Source organism: Salinicola sp. DM10 (assembly GCF_017306975.2).
Taxonomy (GTDB): domain Bacteria; phylum Pseudomonadota; class Gammaproteobacteria; order Pseudomonadales; family Halomonadaceae; genus Salinicola.
This window is the reverse complement of the sequence record NZ_JAFLEN020000001.1, coordinates 275029-292398: the sequence shown is the minus strand read 5'-3', so window position 1 is coordinate 292398 and position 17370 is coordinate 275029. Positions and strand designations below refer to the sequence as shown.

At 65.9% G+C, this 17370-nt stretch carries 18 protein-coding genes; 6 read left to right on the top strand and 12 right to left on the bottom strand.

Annotated features, from left to right (window positions below; translation table 11 throughout):
- Position 1 precedes the first annotated feature (1 nt).
- From ybgC to J0A90_RS01235, 4 genes are all read right to left on the bottom strand, one after another.
- Positions 2 to 412: a tol-pal system-associated acyl-CoA thioesterase gene (gene ybgC, locus J0A90_RS01250; RefSeq protein ID WP_207035501.1), complete on the bottom strand. Its 411-nt coding sequence runs from the start codon at positions 410 to 412 to the stop codon at positions 2 to 4.
- Complete coding sequence (ruvB, locus tag J0A90_RS01245) at positions 409 to 1440, bottom strand: Holliday junction branch migration DNA helicase RuvB (RefSeq protein WP_207035499.1); 1032 nt, start codon at positions 1438 to 1440, stop codon at positions 409 to 411. Before ruvB ends, ybgC begins: the two co-directional genes overlap by 4 nt.
- 6 nt (positions 1441 to 1446) lie before the next feature.
- Positions 1447 to 2052, bottom strand: coding sequence for a Holliday junction branch migration protein RuvA (gene ruvA / locus J0A90_RS01240; protein ID WP_207036112.1), 606 nt, complete (start codon positions 2050 to 2052; stop codon positions 1447 to 1449).
- Positions 2053 to 2142: 90 nt separating this feature from the next.
- Positions 2143 to 2541 (bottom strand): nuclear transport factor 2 family protein, encoded by a 399-nt coding sequence (locus J0A90_RS01235; RefSeq protein ID WP_207035497.1) that lies wholly within the window; start codon positions 2539 to 2541, stop codon positions 2143 to 2145.
- Between the two features lie 259 nt (positions 2542 to 2800).
- Here J0A90_RS01235 and J0A90_RS01230 point away from each other — a divergent pair, with 259 nt between their 5' ends.
- Genes J0A90_RS01230 through zapE form a run of 3 tightly spaced genes read left to right on the top strand, consistent with a single transcriptional unit; the run spans position 2801 to position 5387 of the window.
- Positions 2801 to 3391 carry a GNAT family N-acetyltransferase gene (locus tag J0A90_RS01230; protein ID WP_207035495.1) on the top strand — a complete coding sequence of 197 codons (591 nt, stop codon included), beginning with the start codon at positions 2801 to 2803 and terminating at the stop codon, positions 3389 to 3391.
- Positions 3388 to 4272, top strand: a complete 885-nt coding sequence (locus J0A90_RS01225; protein ID WP_207035493.1) for a carbon-nitrogen hydrolase family protein — start codon at positions 3388 to 3390, stop codon at positions 4270 to 4272. Before J0A90_RS01230 ends, J0A90_RS01225 begins: the two co-directional genes overlap by 4 nt.
- 50 nt (positions 4273 to 4322) lie before the next feature.
- Positions 4323 to 5387 carry a cell division protein ZapE gene (gene zapE, locus J0A90_RS01220; RefSeq protein ID WP_233076402.1) on the top strand — a complete coding sequence of 355 codons (1065 nt, stop codon included), beginning with the start codon at positions 4323 to 4325 and terminating at the stop codon, positions 5385 to 5387.
- Between the two features lie 54 nt (positions 5388 to 5441).
- Here zapE and ruvC read toward each other — a convergent pair whose 3' ends face one another.
- The 3 genes from ruvC to J0A90_RS01205 all read right to left on the bottom strand — a co-directional run bounded on the left by ruvC (position 5442) and on the right by J0A90_RS01205 (position 8311).
- A complete protein-coding gene (gene ruvC / locus J0A90_RS01215) occupies positions 5442 to 5984 on the bottom strand; it encodes a crossover junction endodeoxyribonuclease RuvC (protein ID WP_207035489.1) in 543 nt (180 codons plus the stop codon).
- A 237-nt stretch (positions 5985 to 6221) separates the two neighbouring features.
- Positions 6222 to 8003 carry an aspartate--tRNA ligase gene (aspS, locus tag J0A90_RS01210; protein ID WP_207035488.1) on the bottom strand — a complete coding sequence of 594 codons (1782 nt, stop codon included), beginning with the start codon at positions 8001 to 8003 and terminating at the stop codon, positions 6222 to 6224.
- A 29-nt stretch (positions 8004 to 8032) separates the two neighbouring features.
- Positions 8033 to 8311 carry an FmdB family zinc ribbon protein gene (locus J0A90_RS01205; RefSeq protein ID WP_035470871.1) on the bottom strand — a complete coding sequence of 93 codons (279 nt, stop codon included), beginning with the start codon at positions 8309 to 8311 and terminating at the stop codon, positions 8033 to 8035.
- A 372-nt stretch (positions 8312 to 8683) separates the two neighbouring features.
- Between J0A90_RS01205 and J0A90_RS01200 the strand changes: the two genes are divergently transcribed.
- The 3 genes from J0A90_RS01200 (at position 8684) to J0A90_RS01190 (ending at position 11576) form a co-directional block, all read left to right on the top strand.
- The gene (locus J0A90_RS01200) at positions 8684 to 9616 is read left to right on the top strand and encodes a D-2-hydroxyacid dehydrogenase (RefSeq protein ID WP_207035486.1); all 933 of its coding nucleotides are present in this window, start codon (positions 8684 to 8686) and stop codon (positions 9614 to 9616) included.
- Between the two features lie 27 nt (positions 9617 to 9643).
- Positions 9644 to 10564, top strand: a complete 921-nt coding sequence (locus J0A90_RS01195) for a ribokinase (RefSeq protein ID WP_207035484.1) — start codon at positions 9644 to 9646, stop codon at positions 10562 to 10564.
- Between the two features lie 61 nt (positions 10565 to 10625).
- On the top strand, positions 10626 to 11576 hold the full coding sequence (locus tag J0A90_RS01190; RefSeq protein WP_207035482.1) for a nucleoside hydrolase: 951 nt from the start codon (positions 10626 to 10628) through the stop codon (positions 11574 to 11576).
- Between the two features lie 203 nt (positions 11577 to 11779).
- Here the strand turns inward: J0A90_RS01190 and J0A90_RS01185 are convergent, their stop codons facing one another.
- The 5 genes from J0A90_RS01185 to J0A90_RS01165 all read right to left on the bottom strand — a co-directional run bounded on the left by J0A90_RS01185 (position 11780) and on the right by J0A90_RS01165 (position 17256).
- On the bottom strand, positions 11780 to 12052 hold the full coding sequence (locus tag J0A90_RS01185; RefSeq protein ID WP_207035480.1) for an acylphosphatase: 273 nt from the start codon (positions 12050 to 12052) through the stop codon (positions 11780 to 11782).
- Positions 11991 to 13019, bottom strand: coding sequence for a YihY/virulence factor BrkB family protein (locus J0A90_RS01180; protein WP_035470882.1), 1029 nt, complete (start codon positions 13017 to 13019; stop codon positions 11991 to 11993). Before J0A90_RS01180 ends, J0A90_RS01185 begins: the two co-directional genes overlap by 62 nt.
- 158 nt (positions 13020 to 13177) lie before the next feature.
- A complete protein-coding gene (locus tag J0A90_RS01175) occupies positions 13178 to 14095 on the bottom strand; it encodes a LysR family transcriptional regulator (RefSeq protein ID WP_035470884.1) in 918 nt (305 codons plus the stop codon).
- 79 nt (positions 14096 to 14174) lie between these two features.
- The gene (gene cls, locus J0A90_RS01170) at positions 14175 to 15596 is read right to left on the bottom strand and encodes a cardiolipin synthase (protein WP_207035478.1); all 1422 of its coding nucleotides are present in this window, start codon (positions 15594 to 15596) and stop codon (positions 14175 to 14177) included.
- Between the two features lie 154 nt (positions 15597 to 15750).
- Positions 15751 to 17256, bottom strand: coding sequence for a fumarate hydratase (locus J0A90_RS01165; protein ID WP_207035476.1), 1506 nt, complete (start codon positions 17254 to 17256; stop codon positions 15751 to 15753).
- Between the last annotated feature and the right edge of the window lie 114 nt (positions 17257 to 17370).

Below are 17370 nucleotides of genomic sequence, written 5' to 3'. Positions count from 1 at the left end.
ATCACTGGCTATGAATGTCTGGCGTCAGCACCGCGCGAAGCGCCTGTGGCCACCGCCTGGGTTTCAGGCTCTGCGTGTCGACGCATGCTATATCGACCACCGCCTCGCATAATGTATCCCCGCGATACCGCACCGCCTGGGTGAATCGCACCGAGCAGGCGGCGAGCTGCTCGACGACGGCACTCACTTCCAGCCGATCGTCGAGCCGCGCCGGGCGTGCGTAGCGACAGCTGAGGTTATGCACCACCAGCTGTACGCCCTGTTCTAGCAGCTCGCGCTGGGCAAAGCCCCGGGCATTCAGCCACTCGCTGCGGGCACGCTCCATGAATTTCAGATAGTTAACGTAGTACACGATGCCGCCGGCGTCGGTGTCTTCGATATACACCTTGAGCGGCAGGAGAAATTCGCTCACCCGCTCTCGCCCCCTTCGGGTGCCTGATCGTGCGGCGCCAGGCCAAAGTGGGTGTACGCCGAACGGGTCACCACCCGCCCCCGCGTGGTGCGCATCATGAACCCCTGCTGGATCAGATAGGGCTCGATCACGTCCTCGATGGTGTCGCGCTCCTCGCTGATCGCCGCCGCCAGACTGTCGACCCCTACCGGCCCGCCGTCGAACTTCTCGATCATCGCCAGCAGCAGACGGCGATCCATGTGATCGAGCCCGTGGCTATCGACGTTGAGCATGTTCAGCGCCTGATCGGCGATCAGCGCGCTCAGGGTACCGTCGCCCTTCACCTCGGCGAAGTCGCGCACGCGCCGCAGCAGGCGGTTGGCGATACGCGGCGTGCCGCGGGCGCGGCGCGCGATCTCACGCGCCCCGGCGGCGTCGGCGGGCACCCCGAGCAGCCGCGCCGAACGCGCGACGATCTCGCTCAGCTCGTCGATGGCGTAGAACTCCAGACGCTGGACAATGCCGAAGCGATCGCGCAGCGGCGAGGTCAAGAGCCCTGCACGGGTGGTGGCACCGACCAGCGTGAACGGCGGCAGATCGAGCTTGATCGACCGCGCCGCGGGGCCATCGCCGATCATGATGTCGAGCTGGAAATCCTCCATCGCCGGATAGAGCACTTCCTCGACCGCCGCCGACAGCCGATGAATCTCGTCGATGAAGAGGACATCGCCCGGCTGCAGATTGGTGAGCATGGCGGCGAGATCGCCGGCCCGCTCCAGCACCGGGCCCGAGGTCGACTTGATATCGACCTCCATTTCGGTGGCGATGATATTGGCCAGCGTGGTCTTGCCCAGCCCCGGGGGGCCGAAGACCAGGGTGTGATCGAGCGAGTCACCGCGATTGCGCGCCGCCGAGATGAAGATATCCATCTGCTCGCGCACCCGCGGCTGACCGATGTAGTCACCCAGCCGGCGCGGGCGAATGGCGTGATCGGCCTGCTGCTCACCCTGTCGCGGCGAGGCTTCGATAAGACGATCGGGTTCGATCATGTCGGCTTACCCGGCCATCTGGCGCGCCAGCGCCGCCTTGATCAGGGCCTCGGTAGGCAGGCCCTCGTCGAGCCCGGACAGCATGCGCGACGCCTCGGTCGGCTTGTAGCCCAGCGATACCAGCGCCGCCTCGGCATCGGCGAACGGGTCCCGCGGCTTGACCACGGGCTGGCGCGGCATCTCCAGCAGCGACCCCTGCTCTTCCTGCCAGTGGGGAAAGCGATCGCGCATCTCGACGATCAAGCGGTCGGCGGTCTTCTTGCCCACGCCCGGTAGTTTGGTCAACGCCTTGCTGTCGCCTTCCATGACGCAGCCGACGAAGGCGTCGCGATCCATGCCGGAAAGGATCGCCAGGGCGAGTTTCGGCCCCACGCCGTTGACCTTGATCAGCGCGCGAAACAGCTGGCGCTCCTCGTCACGCCCGAAACCGTAGAGCAGATGCGCATCATCGCGCACGCTCAGGTGAGTATAGAGGCGGACCTCCTCGCCCACGGCGGGTAGCGCGACCAGTGTCGTCATCGAGGTTTCGAGTTCATAACCGACGCCGTTGACGTCGACCACGATCCAGGGAGGGAGCTTTTCCAGCAGGGTGCCGTGCAGGCGTCCAATCATTCCATTCAACGTCCTTTCCGTGACGGCGTCCACTATACGCATCGCCGAATCGGCTGACTAGCTGCTACATGGCCCCCTGCCTGGCGATATTCAGCCCACCTGTGCCACCCACTCATTGAGGTTGTAGTAGTTACTGATGCGCGCGACCTTGCCGCCTTTGATCTCGAAGAAGGCGCCGGCCGGCAGGACGTAGGTCTGGCCGTTGGCCGGCGGCAGGCCTTCGTCGTCGGCCAGGTACTCACCGTGCACCACGAATTCGGCAGCGGCGCGGTCGCCGGCGGCGTTCTGCATCACCACGATATCGGCCAGGCGCTCGCGGTAGCAGCGGTTCATCTTGCCCATGAAGGCGGCGAAGGTAGCCTTGCCGATCTGGCGCTCGCCCTGATTGATGTCGTGCACCACATCCTCGTCCAGCAGGTCGAGAAAGGCGGGCATGTCGCCGGCGTTGAAGGCGGCGTAGTAGGCCTGAACCAGTTCGGTGGCGGTCATGGCTAGGTTCCTTGCGTAGCGTGGTTAGGGAACCACTGCATAAATGCCTGCGCGATCGAATCGCTGCGTTGCGTGGTACTCGAACACTCGCCTAACCCCATGTTATGTCTCGTGTTCTGTGTTCCATGCGCCTTGCGCTTCATCTCGCTCGTCGATTTATTCAGCGCTTCCTTAGTGATGGGTTGGCTCGCATGATAAGTTCGCGCCTTCCAGCCGGCATAGCCGCCGGCGTCACCCTGCTGCTGGCGAACGACTCCAGATGGATATCGAACTGCTCCGGGGGCCGCAGATTGCACCCCATGTCGAAGACCTGGCGCATTTGCGGATCACGGTCTTCCGCGAATTTCCCTACCTCTACGACGGCAGCCTCGACTATGAGGCCGAGTATCTCGACACCTACGTGCGCAGCGCGGACAGCCTGTGCGTGCTGGTGCGGGACGCGGGCCGCGTGGTCGGTGCGTCCACGGCACTGCCGTTGGCCGATGAAACCCTGGAATTCCAGCAGCCGTTCCTCTCGGCGGGCTGGGATCCTGCGCGCATCTTCTACTGCGCCGAGTCGGTGGTGTTGCCGGCCTGGCGCGGGCGTGGTCTGGGCGTGCGCTTCTTCGCCGAGCGCGAGGCGCATGCGCGGCGGCTGGGTCGCTTCGATTGGTGCGCCTTCTGCGCCGTGCAGCGCCCGGCCGACCACCCGCGCCGGCCAGCCGACTACCAGCCGCTGGACGCCTTCTGGGCACGCCGCGGCTATCGTCATCATCCCGAACTGCACACCCAGTATCATTGGCGCGATCTGGACGAAGCCGAGGAGTCGGCCAAGCCCATGTCGTTCTGGCTCAAGGAACTCACCTCATGATCAAGGTTGCCGCCTGCCAATATCACATCGATCTGCTGACGAGCTGGGAAGCCTATGCCGAACACCTGACCGAGCTGTGCGAGGCCGCCGCCGACCAGGGTGCCGAGCTGCTGCTGCTACCGGAATACGCCGGCATGGTGCTCACGGGCCAGTTGCCAGAGGCCCAGCGCAGCGACCTGCACGGCTCCATCGCCGGCATCCAGGTGCTGCTGCCGCGCTGGCTGGAACTGTGCGAGAGCCTGGCGCGGCGGCTGCAGATCTATCTGCAACCCGGTTCGGTAGCCGTGCGGGATGACGACGGCCTCTACCGCAATCGCGCCTGGCTTTTCGGCCCGGACGGCTGCCTGGGCAGCCAGGACAAGCTGATGATGACCCGCTTCGAGCTGGAGCAATGGCAGATCGCCGCCGGCAGCGGGCTCAAGGTGTTCGACACGGCATTGGGCAAGCTGGGCATCCTGATCTGCTACGACAACGAGTTTCCGCTGCTGGCGCGCACCCTAGCCGAGGCCGGGGTGGACTTGATCCTGGCGCCCAGTTGTACGGACACCGAGGCGGGCTTCTATCGTGTGCGGATCGGCGCCCAGGCGCGCGCGCTGGAGAACCAGATTGCCGTGCTGCAGTCACCCACGGTCGGCCTGGCGCCCTGGTCACCGGCGCTGGACGAGAATATCGGCCGCGCCGCGCTCTACGTGCCGTCGGACTACGGCATGCCGGCCAACGGGGTGATCGCCGAGAGCGAAGCGCTGAGCCTTACGCACAGCCGCTGGCTGATCGCCGAGCTGGATCTGGCCGAGGTGCGCCGGGTGCGTGAAACCGGCCAGGTATTCACCCGGCGCGACTGGCCGACGCAGTTCGACGAAAGCCGGCGGGTGCTGCGTTGAACGCGCCAGAGACATCACCGGGATCCCCGCGGGCTGCTTATGAACAAGCCTTGACCGCAGGCTTCGTCGCCGATGCTGCCCAGCGCCGGGCAGTGGCAGCGCTGCAACGGTGCTTCGAGGCCACGCATCGTGGCGAATGCCCGCCCGGCGTGTATCTCTGGGGCCCGGTGGGAAGCGGCAAGACCTGGCTGATGGACGCCTTCTACAACGCTCTGCGTGTGCCGGCGCGGCGCCAGCATTTCCATCACTTCATGCAGTGGGTGCATCGGCGTCAGTTCCAGCTCACCGGTAATGCCGACCCACTGCGCCTGCTGGCCGAGGAGCTGGGACGCGAGGTGCGCGTGCTGTGCTTCGATGAACTGTTCGTCAGCGATATCGGCGATGCCATGTTGCTGGGCCGCTTGCTCAGCCTGGTGGTACAGCAGCGCGTGGTGCTGATGGCCACCTCCAATCAGCCACCGAATCAGCTTTATGCCGACGGTTTCAACCGCGAGCGTTTCCTGCCAGCCATTGCCGCATTGGAGGCGCACATGCAGGTGGTGGCCGTGGACGGTGAGCAGGATCATCGCCTGCACCCCGGCGCTGAGGTGCAGCGTTACTGGGTGCAGCAGCCCCAGGCGCTGTTTGAGCTGTTCGCCCGCCTGAGCGCGGGCCAGGTGGTCAGCCATGAGCCGGTCGAACTGAGCCATCGGCATATCGCCAATCTGGGCCACAGCCCGGCAGCGCTGTGGTGCCGCTTCAGTGATCTATGCGAACAGGCGCTGGCCGCGCCGGATTTCATCGAACTGTGCGGGCGCTTTCCGGCCATCCTGCTGGGCGAGGTGCCGCGCCTGGGGGGCGAGCCACGCGCGGGGCGCATTGCCCGTGGCACCGAGGATGCTGCCGAGCGGGTCGATGCCGGCGATCGGCAACTGCCGGCACTGGCCCAGAACGACGATGCGGTGCGCCGCTTCATCGCCCTGGTCGACGAGTGCTATGACCGCCGCGTGCCGTTGTGCATCGAGGCCGAGGTGGCGTTGGATGAGCTGTACACCCAGGGCTACCTCGAATTTGCCTTTCGCCGCACGCTCAGCCGTTTGCGCGAGATGCAGCTAGAGCGCTTCGGCCGCTCATAGCCGCGTGCCTGTCACTCGTGAATGGGACTGGCACATTGGATTCTTCCCCTTCTCTCACTCCGGCCTGAAGTCGCGCCAGCGGTTGCGGCCAGCGCTGCCGCTGCTGCGCCGGCGGCTGCTGGTCGCTACCAGCCCCTGACGCGCGTAGGCGTGGGTGAGCGCGATGGCCAGCGCGTCGGCAGCATCTTCGGGGGGTAACGCGTCCAGCGTGAGTAGCGCCGTCACCATATGCTGGACTTGGGCCTTTTCGGCGCCGCCGGTGCCCGTGACCGCCTGCTTGATCTGACGCGCGGCGTATTCGTGCACCGGGAGGCCGTGGTTGGCGGCGCAGACGATCGCGGTGCCGCGGGCTTGGCCCAGCTTGAGCGCGGAGTCAGGATTCTTGGCCATGAACACCCGCTCGATGGCGAACTCCTGAGGTCGGTAGCGCCCGATCAGCTCGGCGACGCCGGCATAGACCTGGGCCAGCTTCTGCGCCAGATCGTCACCGGAGATACGAATGCAGCCGCTGGCGACGTAGCGGGGTCGCGTCGCGTCGACGTCGATTAAGCCGTAGCCGGTAACACGCGAGCCCGGGTCGATACCCAGCAGAATCATCGCCTTGGCCTCGCCATCGCGCTTTGGCCCCTGTGCGTCATGCGGATGATCATCGCTCGCTCCGTCGTGCGCTTCATGCTGGGTTCACCTTTTCCGTTCGGCGCCTACGGGGGCGACTCGAGGGGTATGCCGCGCGATTGGGCGTATCACCCGGCAGCGTATCCCCTAGCCGCCACGCATAAAAGAACCGGCGCCTCGCGGGGCGCCGGTTCGGGGCACGTCGAACGCCGGGCGATATTATTCGCCGGCGCTCTCCGGCTTGGCCTTGGGACGCAGACGGATGTGCAGATCGCGCAGCTGCTCCTTGCTCACCTCGCCCGGGGCGTCGGTCATCAGGTCCGCAGCGCTCTGGGTCTTGGGGAAGGCAATGACGTCGCGAATGGTACGCGAACCGGTCATCAGCATTACCAGGCGGTCGAGGCCGAAGGCCAGGCCACCGTGGGGCGGCGCACCGAACTTAAGCGCGTCGAGCAGGAAGCCGAATTTCTCTTCCGCCTCTTCCTTGCCGATGCCGAGCACGTCGAAGACCACGCGCTGCATCTCCTGGTCGTGGATACGGATCGAGCCGCCACCCAGTTCGGTGCCGTTGAGCACCATGTCATAGGCCCGCGACAGCGCCGTAGCCGGCGAGGCCTTGAGCGCTTCCGGCGCGCAGGAAGGCGCGGTGAACGGGTGGTGCAGCGCGGCCAGGCGGCCGTTGTCGTCGGCTTCGAACATGGGGAAGTCGACCACCCACAGCGGCGCCCAGTCGGCGGTGTAGAGATCGAGATCCTCGCCCAGCTTGACGCGCAGCGCGCCCAGCGCCTCATTGACCACCCGTGCCTTGTCGGCGCCGAAGAAGACGATATCGCCATCCTCCGCGCCCACACGGTCGAGCAGCTCCTCGATCACGCCTTCCATGAACTTGACGATCGGCGACTGCAGCCCGTCGAGCCCCTTGGCGCGCTCGTTGACCTTGATCCAGGCCAGGCCCTTGGCACCGTAGATACCCACGAACTTGGTGTAGTCGTCGATCTCCTTGCGCGAGAGCTTGGCCCCGCCGCTGATCTTGAGCGCAGCGACACGGCCGTCGTCGGCCTTGGCCGGGCCGGAGAAGACCTTGAAGTCGACCGATTGCATCAGGTCGTCGACGTCGACCAGCTCCAGCGGAATACGCAGGTCCGGCTTGTCGGAACCGTAGCGCTGCATCGCCTCGCTGTAGGGCATGCGCGGAAACTCGGGTAGCGTCACGTCGAGCACGTCCTGGAACAGCTGGCGCACCATGGTCTCGGTGATACCCATGATGTCGCGCTCTTCGATGAACGACGCTTCGATATCGATCTGGGTGAACTCGGGCTGGCGATCGGCGCGCAGGTCCTCGTCACGGAAACACTTGGCGATCTGGTAGTAGCGATCGAAGCCCGACACCATCAGCAGCTGCTTGAACAGCTGTGGCGACTGCGGCAGCGCGAAGAAGTGGCCTTCGTGGGTACGGCTGGGCACCAGATAGTCGCGCGCCCCTTCGGGGGTGGCGCGGGTCAGGATCGGGGTCTCGATGTCGAGAAAGCCCTCGCCCTCCAGATAGGCGCGCACGCTGTGGGTGATCCGTGAACGCAGGCGCAGCTTCTCGATCATCTCCGGACGGCGCAAATCGACGTAGCGATACTTGAGACGCACCTCTTCGCCGACCTTGCCGTGCTCGTCGAGCTGGAACGGCGGCGTGGCCGCGGTATTGAGTACCTCCACGTCCTTGGCCAGCACTTCGATCAGGCCGGTGGGCATGTTGGGATTCTGGGTGCCTTCGGGACGCAGGCGAATGCGCCCGCGAATCCGCAGCACGTATTCGCTGCGCGCGCGATCGGCGGTGGCGAAGGCCTCCGCCGTATCGGGATCCACCACCACCTGAGCGACACCGTCTCGATCGCGCATATCGAGGAAGATGACCCCACCGTGATCGCGGCGGCGATGCACCCACCCGCAAAGCGTGACTTCTTGATCGATCAATGACTCATTCAACTGGCCGCAATAATGACTGCGCATGAGGGATCCTGTGTTATGAATGCTATGGCTCAGGCCGAAGCCTTGCTCTCACCGGCAGGCTTGGCGCTGCCGCTCTCGCTCGACGCTGGCTTGCTGGCGCTGTCACCGGCGAGGTTCTTCTTGCTGCCCGACTTGAAATCGGTTTCGTACCAGCCGCCACCCGCGAGCCGGAACCCGGCGGCCGATACCAGGCGCGACAGCGTCGGCTCGGTACAGGCGGGGCAGTCGGTCAACGGCGCGGCGCTGATCTTCTGGAGCTTCTCCAGACGATGGCCGCAGGCTTTGCACTCGTACTCGTAGATGGGCATGGTCGTGTCACTCTCTCAAAGATGCGCGATCGAGTCGCGCCACGTCGCAGCGGCATAACGGCATCGATGATCGCGATGCGCAGCCGCTGCGCCCCTTGCGCTCGCCCAGGCCATTCCGACACGCATCCAGACAGCCGGGCGATCTTCCAGGCAAATAGGGGCGACGCACGGGCTTTCCAAGCCGGAATCGATACGCACTGCCGCGCGCCCTTTCCAAGCCGTGTTCGAAAGCCGCATAGTATAGCGCGCAGCGGCCGGTCGCGGGCAATATTACCGGCTCAGGAAATCGCTGTCGCCCGCCGCGACGTGGCGACTGTGGCCCCGGCCCGGACGGAGAGTACGGGGCCCGCACGCTGGAGAGAGGAAGCCTGCATGAAAGCCGTTCTGCTGGACGCCGCGTCACTCGGTGACGATATCGATCTCAGCCCGCTGCGCGCGCTGGTCGACGACCTGGAGGTCCATGCGCTGACCGCCCCCGAGCAGCGCCGCGAGCGCCTTGCCGGCGCCCAGGTGGCACTGGTCAACAAGGTGGTGCTCGACGCCGAGCTGATCGACGCCCTGCCCGATCTGGCTCTGATCTGCGTGCTCGCCACCGGTACCAACAATATCGACACGCAGGCCGCCGAGCGGCGTGGCATCGCCGTGCGCAACGTCACCGCCTATGGTACCGCCAGCGTCGCCCAGCACACCCTGATGCTGATGCTGGCACTGGCCGCGCGCCTGCCGCACTACCAGTCCGCGCTGCGCGACGGTGCCTGGCAGCGCAGCGAGATTTTCTGCCTGCTCGATCAGCCCACGCTGCAGCTCGCCGGCAAGCACCTGGTGATCGTCGGCAGCGGTGAGCTGGGCTCCGCGGTGGCCCGGCTGGGTGAAGCCTTCGGCATGCGCGTGACCTTCGCAGCGCGCCCCGGCAACGAGGCCAGTGACGCGCGCCCGCCGCTCGCCGATCTGCTGGGCGAGCTGGACGTGCTCAGCCTGCACTGCCCGCTGACCGAGGCCACCCGCGGCCTGATCGATGCCCAGGCATTGGCGGCGATGAAACCCGAGGCGCTGCTGATCAACTGCGCCCGCGGCGGTATCATCGACGAGCACGCCGCGCTCGAGGCGCTGCGTCAGGGCCGGCTCGGCGGACTCGCGGTGGATAGCCTGCCGAGCGAGCCGCCGCGGGAGGGCCATGCCCTGCTCGACGCCTTGCACGAGCCGCTCAATCTCATCGTCACCCCGCACAATGCCTGGATCAGCCCCGAGGCACGACAGCGCGTGGTGACCCTGACCGCCGACAATCTTCGCGCCTGGCGGCATTGACCCAGATTCTCCAGCAGTGAGTTAGCCATGATCTACAACTACGGCTCGATCAATATCGACTACGTCTATCGCGTACCGCACCTGGTGCGCCCCGGCGAGACGCTGTCCAGTACCGGCTTTCGTCAGGTGCTCGGCGGCAAGGGCGCCAACCAGTCGCTGGCGCTGGCCCGCGCCGGTGGCCAGGTGGCCCACTGGGGCCGCCTGGGACAGGCCGATCGCTGGGCGCTGGAGCCGCTGACCAAGGCGGGCGTCGACACCGCCCATGTGGAGCTGACCGCCGACGCCAGCGGTCACGCGCTGATTCAGGTCGACGACGACGCCGAGAATGCGATCATTCTCTACCCCGGCGCCAACCACGGCTTCAGCGACAAGCATCTCGAGGCGCTCATCGGCGCCGCCGACGACGACAGTTGGCTGCTGATGCAGAATGAGTGCAACGCCGCCGAACGCATCATCCGCTTGGCCAGTGAACGCGGTCTGGCGATCGCCTTCAATCCGGCGCCGCTGGGCCCGGAAGTGGCTGCTCTGCCACTGTCGCTGTGCCGTATTCTGTTTCTCAACCGTGGCGAGGCCGCAGCGCTGGTCGAGCTCGACGAAGAGAGCGAGGTCGATACGCTGCTCAACGCCCTAGCCGAGCGTCTGCCCGAGGTGGAGATCGTGCTCACCCTGGGGCGCGACGGCGTCTGCCATCAGCTCGCCGGCGAGCGCATCCGCGCCTCGGCGCACCAGGTCGAGGCGGTCGACACCACCGCGGCCGGCGATACCTTCATCGGCTACTTCATGGCCGCACGCCAGCGCGGCGACGACGTCGAACAGGCCCTGCGACTGGCCAGCGCGGCCTCGGCCCTGTGCGTACAGCAGGCCGGCGCGGCGCCGAGCATTCCGCTGGCCGCAGCGGTCGAGTCAGCGCTCGAAAGCCTGCCGCCGTTACGTATCGAGCGCGCCTGACCCCGAGGCCCCGGCAGCGAGCGCCGGGGCCAATCCATCGTTATCCGTATCGAGAGAGAGCATGACCACGCCTATCATTTTCGACACCGACCCGGGTGTCGACGACGCCCAGGCCATCGCCATCGCCCTGGCCCACCCGGAGATCGAGCTGCTGGGGATGACGACCACCTTCGGCAACGTCACCATCGAGGTCGCGACCCACAACGCCCTGCTGCTGGCCGAGCTGGGCGGGCAAAAGATCCCCGTCGCCCAGGGCGCCGCCACACCCATGGTCAAGCCCAAGAACCCGCCGCCGGGGCATATCCACGGCGACAACGGCCTGGGCAACATCGCCCTGCCCGACATCAGCACCCAGGCGCTGGCCCAGAGCGCACCCCAGTTCATCGTCGAACAGGTCAACGCGCGCCCGGGCGAAGTGGTGCTGGTGGCGGTCGGGCCGCTGGGCAACCTGGCCGCGGCGCTGCAGCTCGACCCATCGCTGGTGGACAAGGTCAAGCAGGTGGTGGTGATGGGCGGTTCGATCCGCGAGGGCGGCAACGTAACGCCGGTCGCCGAAGCCAATATCTTCAACGATCCGCACGCCGCCAAGGCGGTACTGGAGGCGCGCTGGCCGCTGACCCTGGTGGGGCTCGACGCCACCCATCGCTGCGTGCTCGACCCCGACAGCATGGCGCGGATCGTCGAGGCTCAAGGCAAACTGGGGCGGGTACTGGGAGAGAGCTACGCCTTCTATCGCGCTTTCTATCAGCAGGCGCTTGGTATCGATGGCTGCTGCCCCCACGATAGCTGTGCCCTGGCCTGGCTGCTGCGTCCGGAGCTGTTCACCACCACCCGCGGTACGCTCAGCGTGGTCACCGAAGGGCTGGCCGAAGGGCAGACGATCCTGGCCCCGCAGACACGAGAATTCGTGGATGCACGCTGGACGCGCGACGCCACTGCCGAGGTGTGCATGAACGCCGATGGCCCGGCGGTGGTCGAGTGGATCGTCGAGACGCTGACCGCGGGCACCTAACAGCCGATTTCGAAACGCTCTAGCGATGGGCGCCGGGGGCAGGGCAAAGCGAGGGGCCTTTGCCAGGGATGGCAAAGGTAGCGCCCAGGGAGGGGTTCACAGCGCCCTCGCGACGCCCTGCCGCCGGATAAGCCCATGTCGTCTAGCGGTTGTAAAAGGCGTTCTAAGCGCCTTATAGAGTACGTCGCTGGCGGCCGCCTCCCTCAACTAGTGGTGAAACTCGCCGGGGCGATCAGCGTGGCCTCCTCCACGCTCACCTCGATCACGTCCGCTGCCGGCGGCCCTTCCCACAGCAGATCGATCAGCTCGGCAATGGCGGTCGCTTCGCCGCACGCGATCACCTCGACCGCACCGTCTTCCTGATTGATGGCATGCCCCGTGAGCCCCCAGCGCTCGGCGTGGCGGCGCACGAACTCACGATAGCCCACGCCCTGCACGTGACCGCTCACCCGGGCTCGAATCGTGCGCTTGGTCATGTGAGGCCTCCTCCTGCTGCTTGCGCATTGACATTGGTGTTGGTGGCGCCTCCTGCTCCACGGTCTCCTTGCGCAGCACCTCGTGGCGTACCAGTACCGCGGTATTGCGTGGAATCACCCGGCGGCCCTTCGACACCACGTGGGTTCGCGTGAAGGCCGCACCGTAGAGCAGGATCAGCGACGAGTAGTAGACCCACAGCAGCACCAGGACCACCGACCCAGCGGCCCCATAGGTGGATGCCGTGGCAGTGTGGGCGAGATAGGCGGCGATCGCATTGCGCCCCAGCATGAACAGCACCGCAGTCACCAGGGCGCCCAGGAAGACGTCACGATAGGAGAGCACCACGTCCGGCAGCACCTTGAAGATGGCGGCGAAGAACAGCGTCACCACAGCCAGCGAGAGCGCGAACTGCGCCAGTTCGAGCAGCATCACGCTACCCGGCACCCAGCCACCGGCGTAGCTGAAGGTGGCCTGGACGATGACCCCGAGCACCAGCGACACCAGCAGCACGAAACCGATCGCCAGCACCACCGCCAACGACAGCAGGCGCTTCTTGGCGAACAGCCACAGGCTGTTGCGATCGGGATTGGGGGCCACGCCCCAGATGGTGTTGAGCGAGAACTGCATCTGGCCAAAGACGGTGGTCGCCCCGATCAGCAGCGTGACGAAGCCGGCCACGGTGGGCAGAATGCCCGACGCCTGGATGCTCGACTGTGCGACGGCATCCTCGATCGCCTTGGCCGCGGCGGGGCCGAGGGTATCCTGCAGGCGGGCGACGATCTCGCCGCGGGCAGCGTCCTCGCCCAGCCACAGCCCCACCACGGTGACCGCGATGATCACCGTCGGCGCCAGCGAGAACAGGGTGTAGAACGCCAGCGACCCGGCGTAGCTGAAGGCGTTACGATCGAGCCACAGCTTGATCGAATCGCGAATCACGTTGAACCAGTACTTGACGCTCTTCACCATCGTCACGGCATCCTTTCCCGTCTCGTCGTCATGGGCCCCGCGGCGCCATCCCGCCACTCTGTCCAGCCCATGCTGGCGCAGGCGTTGTACACAGCGCGCGACGCTCGTCTGGCCAGTCTAGCAGCCCAAGGCGCCCCGAGCGTGCCTCCCGCCCGGGATCAGGCGCGCAGGAAGTCACTCGGCAGCTTCATCATGCGCTTCCACAGCTTCTCGACGCCGGGCTTGTGCACCAGCGAGCAGCGGTAGAGGCGGATCTCCAGCGGAATGTCCCAGCTCTCACCCGCGGCGCGCACCAGCTTGCCGTTGGCCAGCTCCTCGCGAATGCAGAAATCAGGAATCCAGGCCAGCCCCACCCCCTGCAGCGCCATGCCCTTCAGCCCCTCCGCCATCGCGGTCTCGTAGACCGTCTTGAGGCGCATGCGGGCGGGTTCGTTCTTCAGCAGCATGCGCACGCTGCGGCCGAGGAAGGCGCCCTGGGTATAGGCCAGAAACGGGATCGAGCCCTCGCCGTCGAACGAGAACTTGGCCTCGCCATTGGCCTTGGGCACGCTCACCGGAAGCATCTTGACCTGCCCGATCGAGAACGAGGGGAAGATCTCGGCATCCAACTGCATGGTGGCGTAGGGGTCGTGATAGGCCAGCATCAGATCGCAGTTGCCCTCGCGCAGCACATGAATGGCATCCCCCACGTTCATCGCCACCAGCCGTGTGGGCAGCTCACCCACGCCCTTCTGCAGTCGCGAGATCCACTGCGGGTAGAAGGCCAGCGCCAGGGAGTGGGCGGCAACGATGTCGAGCGCCTCGTTGTCCATCGCCAGGCCGCGCAGGTGGGCCAGGCTGTCGTTGAGCTGCTCGACCATGTTGCGCGCCGTCACCAGAAACAGCTGCCCTTCCGGGGTCAGGCTGACCGGCGTGGTCGAGCGGTCGACCAGAGTCGCACCGACGGCCTGCTCCAGCGAGCGGATACGGCGGCTGAAGGCGGGCTGGGTCACGTGGCGCTGGCGTGCCGAGGCGGAGAAGCTGCGCGTATTGGCGAGCGCCACGAAATCTTCCAGCCATTTGGTCTCTAGGTTCAAGGGGACTCCTTGACGATGGGTTTCACGCGCCGGTCCCGGCCGACGCAGCTGCGCTTGGGTATCAGAGTCGGTAAGGCCTTCACTGGACCGGCGACAGCAGGTAGGTCGCCCGCGACACCACCTTGCGCCACAGCGGCCGCGCTGCCAGCTCGCGCTCGGTCACCTCGCGGCTATGCGCGAAATCCTGCTCCAGCATAGTTGTCACTTCGGCGGCGAAGGTCTTGTCGGGCACGTAGGCGGTCACCTCGAAGTTGAGCCGGAACGAGCGATTGTCCAGGTTCACGGTACCGACCATGGCAGTGTGATCATCGACCAGCAGCGTCTTCTGATGCAGAAAACCCGGCTGATAGCGGTAGATCTTGACGCCGTTACGGATCATTTCGGGCAGGAAGGCGAACGCCGACAGGAACACCAGCAGATGATCCGGCCGCTCGGGGATCAGTACGCGCACGTCGACACCACGCAGCGCGGCCAGGATCAGCGCGTCCTGAACCCCGTGATCGGGTACGAAATAGGGGCTGGTGACCCACAGCCGGTGGCGGGCGCCGTGAATGGCGTGCTGGACCAGCAGGCTCGCGGTCTCGCGACCGTCGGCGGGTCCGGAGGGCACGATCGCCACGTGCTGGGCCGCCTCCGCGACATGATGGATACGCCAGCCGAGGGCGAGAATATCGCCGGTGGCCCAGTACCAGTCCTCCCAGAACGCCTCCTGCAGCGCCAGCACGCTCGGCCCTTCCAGCTTGAGATGGGTATCGCGCCAGGCACCGTAGCGCTCGACCCGGCCCAGGTACTCGTCGGCGACATTGAGCCCGCCGGTCCAGCCAGAGCGACCGTCGACCACCACGATCTTGCGATGATTGCGGAAATTGACCTGGAAGCGGTGGCGCCAGCCCCTCGAAGAGTTGAACGCCGAGACCCGCACCCCGGCCTCCTCCAGGTCACGCAGATAGCCACCGGGCAGGCCGCGGCTGCCGATCTCGTCGTACAGGAAATAGACGTTGAGCCCGTGCTCGGCCTGATGGATCAGCTTGCGCTTGAAGGCAAGACCGATCTCATCGGCGCGGACGATGAAGAATTGCACCAGAATGTACTCTTCGGCCTGGTCGATGCCGGCGAAAAGACTGTCGAAGGTGCGCTCGCCGTCGATCAGCAGCTCGACCCGATTGCCGCGGGTCATCGGCATCATCGCCAGCTGCTCCACCGCGCGGATGCGCCCGCTCACCGCCTCCGGGCGCGAAACGTAATCATCCATGTGCGGGCGGTAGCGCTTGAGTACCTGGCGCAGCACGGTATCGCGCTCGCCGCGTGCCGACACATAGCCGTAGAAGCGCGGCCGGCCGAAGATCCAGAAGATCGGGACACTGAAGTAGGGAAACAGCACCAGCGTGATGATCCAGGCCACCGCACCCTGGGAGGTACGGCTGGACATCAGCGCGAAGACAGCGGAGATGGTGCCCACCACGTGGCACAGAAACAGCAGCGTGCCGATGATCCATGTCATTGCCGAGACTCCACGCTGCCCTGCGCCATGCACCGACTCCTGTCGAATTGATCGATCCGGCCATCATACCCAAAAAAAACGAGAGAGCCCCAGGGCCCTCTCGTCATCGGGACAAGCGCCATCGCGGCGCCCGCCCGCTCTGCCTCGCGTTCGTTCAGCCCCGCGCGGCAATGATCTCCTTCCACTTGGCCGGGCCGGTCTGATGCACCGAGGTGCCGAGATGATCGACCGCCACGGTGACCGGCATGTCCTCGACCTCGAACTCGTAGATCGCTTCCATGCCCAGATCGTCGAACGCGATCACCTCGGCCTTCTTGATCGCCTGGGCGACCAGATAGGCGGCACCGCCGACGGCCATCAGGTAGACCGCCTGATTGTCGCGGATCGCCTCGATCGCCAGCGGGCCACGCTCGGCCTTGCCGACCATGCCCAGCAGCCCGGTCTGCTCGAGCAGGGTGCGGGTAAACTTGTCCATGCGTGTCGCCGTGGTGGGGCCCGCCGGACCGACCACCTCGTCACCCACCGGATCGACCGGGCCGACGTAGTAGATGAAGCGGTTCTTCAGATCCACCGGCAGCGACTCGCCCTTGGCCAGCATGTCGATCATGCGCTTGTGCGCCGCATCGCGCCCGGTCAACAGCTTGCCCGAGAGCAGCACGGTATCGCCCGGCTGCCACTCGCGCACCATCTCCGGGGTCAGCGTATCCAGATCGACCCGGCGCACGCCCTCGCCCACTTCCCAGGTGATCTCGGGCCAGTCGTCGAGCTTGGGTGCCGGCAGTGCGGCCGCCCCGCTGCCATCCAGCGTGAAATGCACGTGACGCGTGGCGGCACAGTTGGGAATGATCGCCACCGGCTTGTTGGCGGCATGCGTCGGATAGTCCTTGACCTTGATGTCGAGCACCGTGGTCAGACCGCCCAGCCCTTGAGCGCCGATGCCGCTCTGATTGACCTTGTCGAACAGCTCCAGACGCAATTCCTCGGCGCGGTTACTGGCACCACGCGCCTGCAGCGCCTGGATGTCGATGGGGTCGAGCAGTGCCTCCTTGGCCAGCGCCATCGCCTTCTCCGCGGTGCCACCGATGCCGATGCCCAGCATGCCCGGCGGGCACCAGCCGGCACCCATCTTGGGTAGCTGCTCGAGTACCCAGTCGACCACGCTGTCGGACGGGTTGAGCATGGCGAACTTGGACTTGGCCTCGCTGCCGCCGCCCTTGGCCGCCACGTGCACCTCGACGCGATCGCCCGGCACCAGCTTGTGGTGGATCACCGCCGGCGTGTTGTCACCGGTATTCTTGCGCTTGCCGTCCGGGTCCGCCAGCACCGAGGCGCGCAGGACGTTGTCCGGCAGCGTATAGGCGCGCCGCACGCCTTCGTTGATCATCTCATCCAGGCTCAGCTCGCACTCCCAGCGCACGTTCATGCCGACATGGACGAAAACGGTGACGATGCCGGTGTCCTGGCAGATCGGCCGGTGGCCGGTAGCGCACATGCGCGAGTTGATCAGGATCTGGGCGATGGCATCGCGAGCCGCGGGGTTCTCCTCCCGCTGGTAGGCCGCGTGCATGGCATCGATGAAATCCTTGGGATGGTAGTAAGAGATGTACTGCAGCGCATCGGCCACGCTCTGGATGAGATCCTCCTGACGGATCACGGTCATCACGGCACTCCTGCTATCACGGTGACTGCTCCCACTGTTCGGCGTGGGTAGCGGGTATTCGGGTGGCCGGCATCTTACCGCAATTGATGACGATCGGCAGGTTGGATCGTTTTT

What these genes read in the sequence shown, in the direction of transcription:
- ruvB (WP_207035499.1), bottom strand. Translation starts at nt 1,440, where the DNA reads ATGATCGAACCCGATCGTCTTATCGAAGCCTCGCCGCGACAGGGTGAG.
- ruvA (WP_207036112.1), bottom strand. Translation starts at nt 2,052, where the DNA reads ATGATTGGACGCCTGCACGGCACCCTGCTGGAAAAGCTCCCTCCCTGG.
- J0A90_RS01235 (WP_207035497.1), bottom strand. Translation starts at nt 2,541, where the DNA reads ATGACCGCCACCGAACTGGTTCAGGCCTACTACGCCGCCTTCAACGCC.
- J0A90_RS01230 (WP_207035495.1), top strand. Translation starts at nt 2,801, where the DNA reads ATGGATATCGAACTGCTCCGGGGGCCGCAGATTGCACCCCATGTCGAA.
- J0A90_RS01225 (WP_207035493.1), top strand. Translation starts at nt 3,388, where the DNA reads ATGATCAAGGTTGCCGCCTGCCAATATCACATCGATCTGCTGACGAGC.
- ruvC (WP_207035489.1), bottom strand. Translation starts at nt 5,984, where the DNA reads ATGATTCTGCTGGGTATCGACCCGGGCTCGCGTGTTACCGGCTACGGC.
- aspS (WP_207035488.1), bottom strand. Translation starts at nt 8,003, where the DNA reads ATGCGCAGTCATTATTGCGGCCAGTTGAATGAGTCATTGATCGATCAA.
- J0A90_RS01205 (WP_035470871.1), bottom strand. Translation starts at nt 8,311, where the DNA reads ATGCCCATCTACGAGTACGAGTGCAAAGCCTGCGGCCATCGTCTGGAG.
- J0A90_RS01200 (WP_207035486.1), top strand. Translation starts at nt 8,684, where the DNA reads ATGAAAGCCGTTCTGCTGGACGCCGCGTCACTCGGTGACGATATCGAT.
- J0A90_RS01195 (WP_207035484.1), top strand. Translation starts at nt 9,644, where the DNA reads ATGATCTACAACTACGGCTCGATCAATATCGACTACGTCTATCGCGTA.
- J0A90_RS01190 (WP_207035482.1), top strand. Translation starts at nt 10,626, where the DNA reads ATGACCACGCCTATCATTTTCGACACCGACCCGGGTGTCGACGACGCC.
- J0A90_RS01185 (WP_207035480.1), bottom strand. Translation starts at nt 12,052, where the DNA reads ATGACCAAGCGCACGATTCGAGCCCGGGTGAGCGGTCACGTGCAGGGC.
- J0A90_RS01180 (WP_035470882.1), bottom strand. Translation starts at nt 13,019, where the DNA reads ATGGTGAAGAGCGTCAAGTACTGGTTCAACGTGATTCGCGATTCGATC.
- cls (WP_207035478.1), bottom strand. Translation starts at nt 15,596, where the DNA reads ATGACATGGATCATCGGCACGCTGCTGTTTCTGTGCCACGTGGTGGGC.
- J0A90_RS01165 (WP_207035476.1), bottom strand. Translation starts at nt 17,256, where the DNA reads ATGACCGTGATCCGTCAGGAGGATCTCATCCAGAGCGTGGCCGATGCG.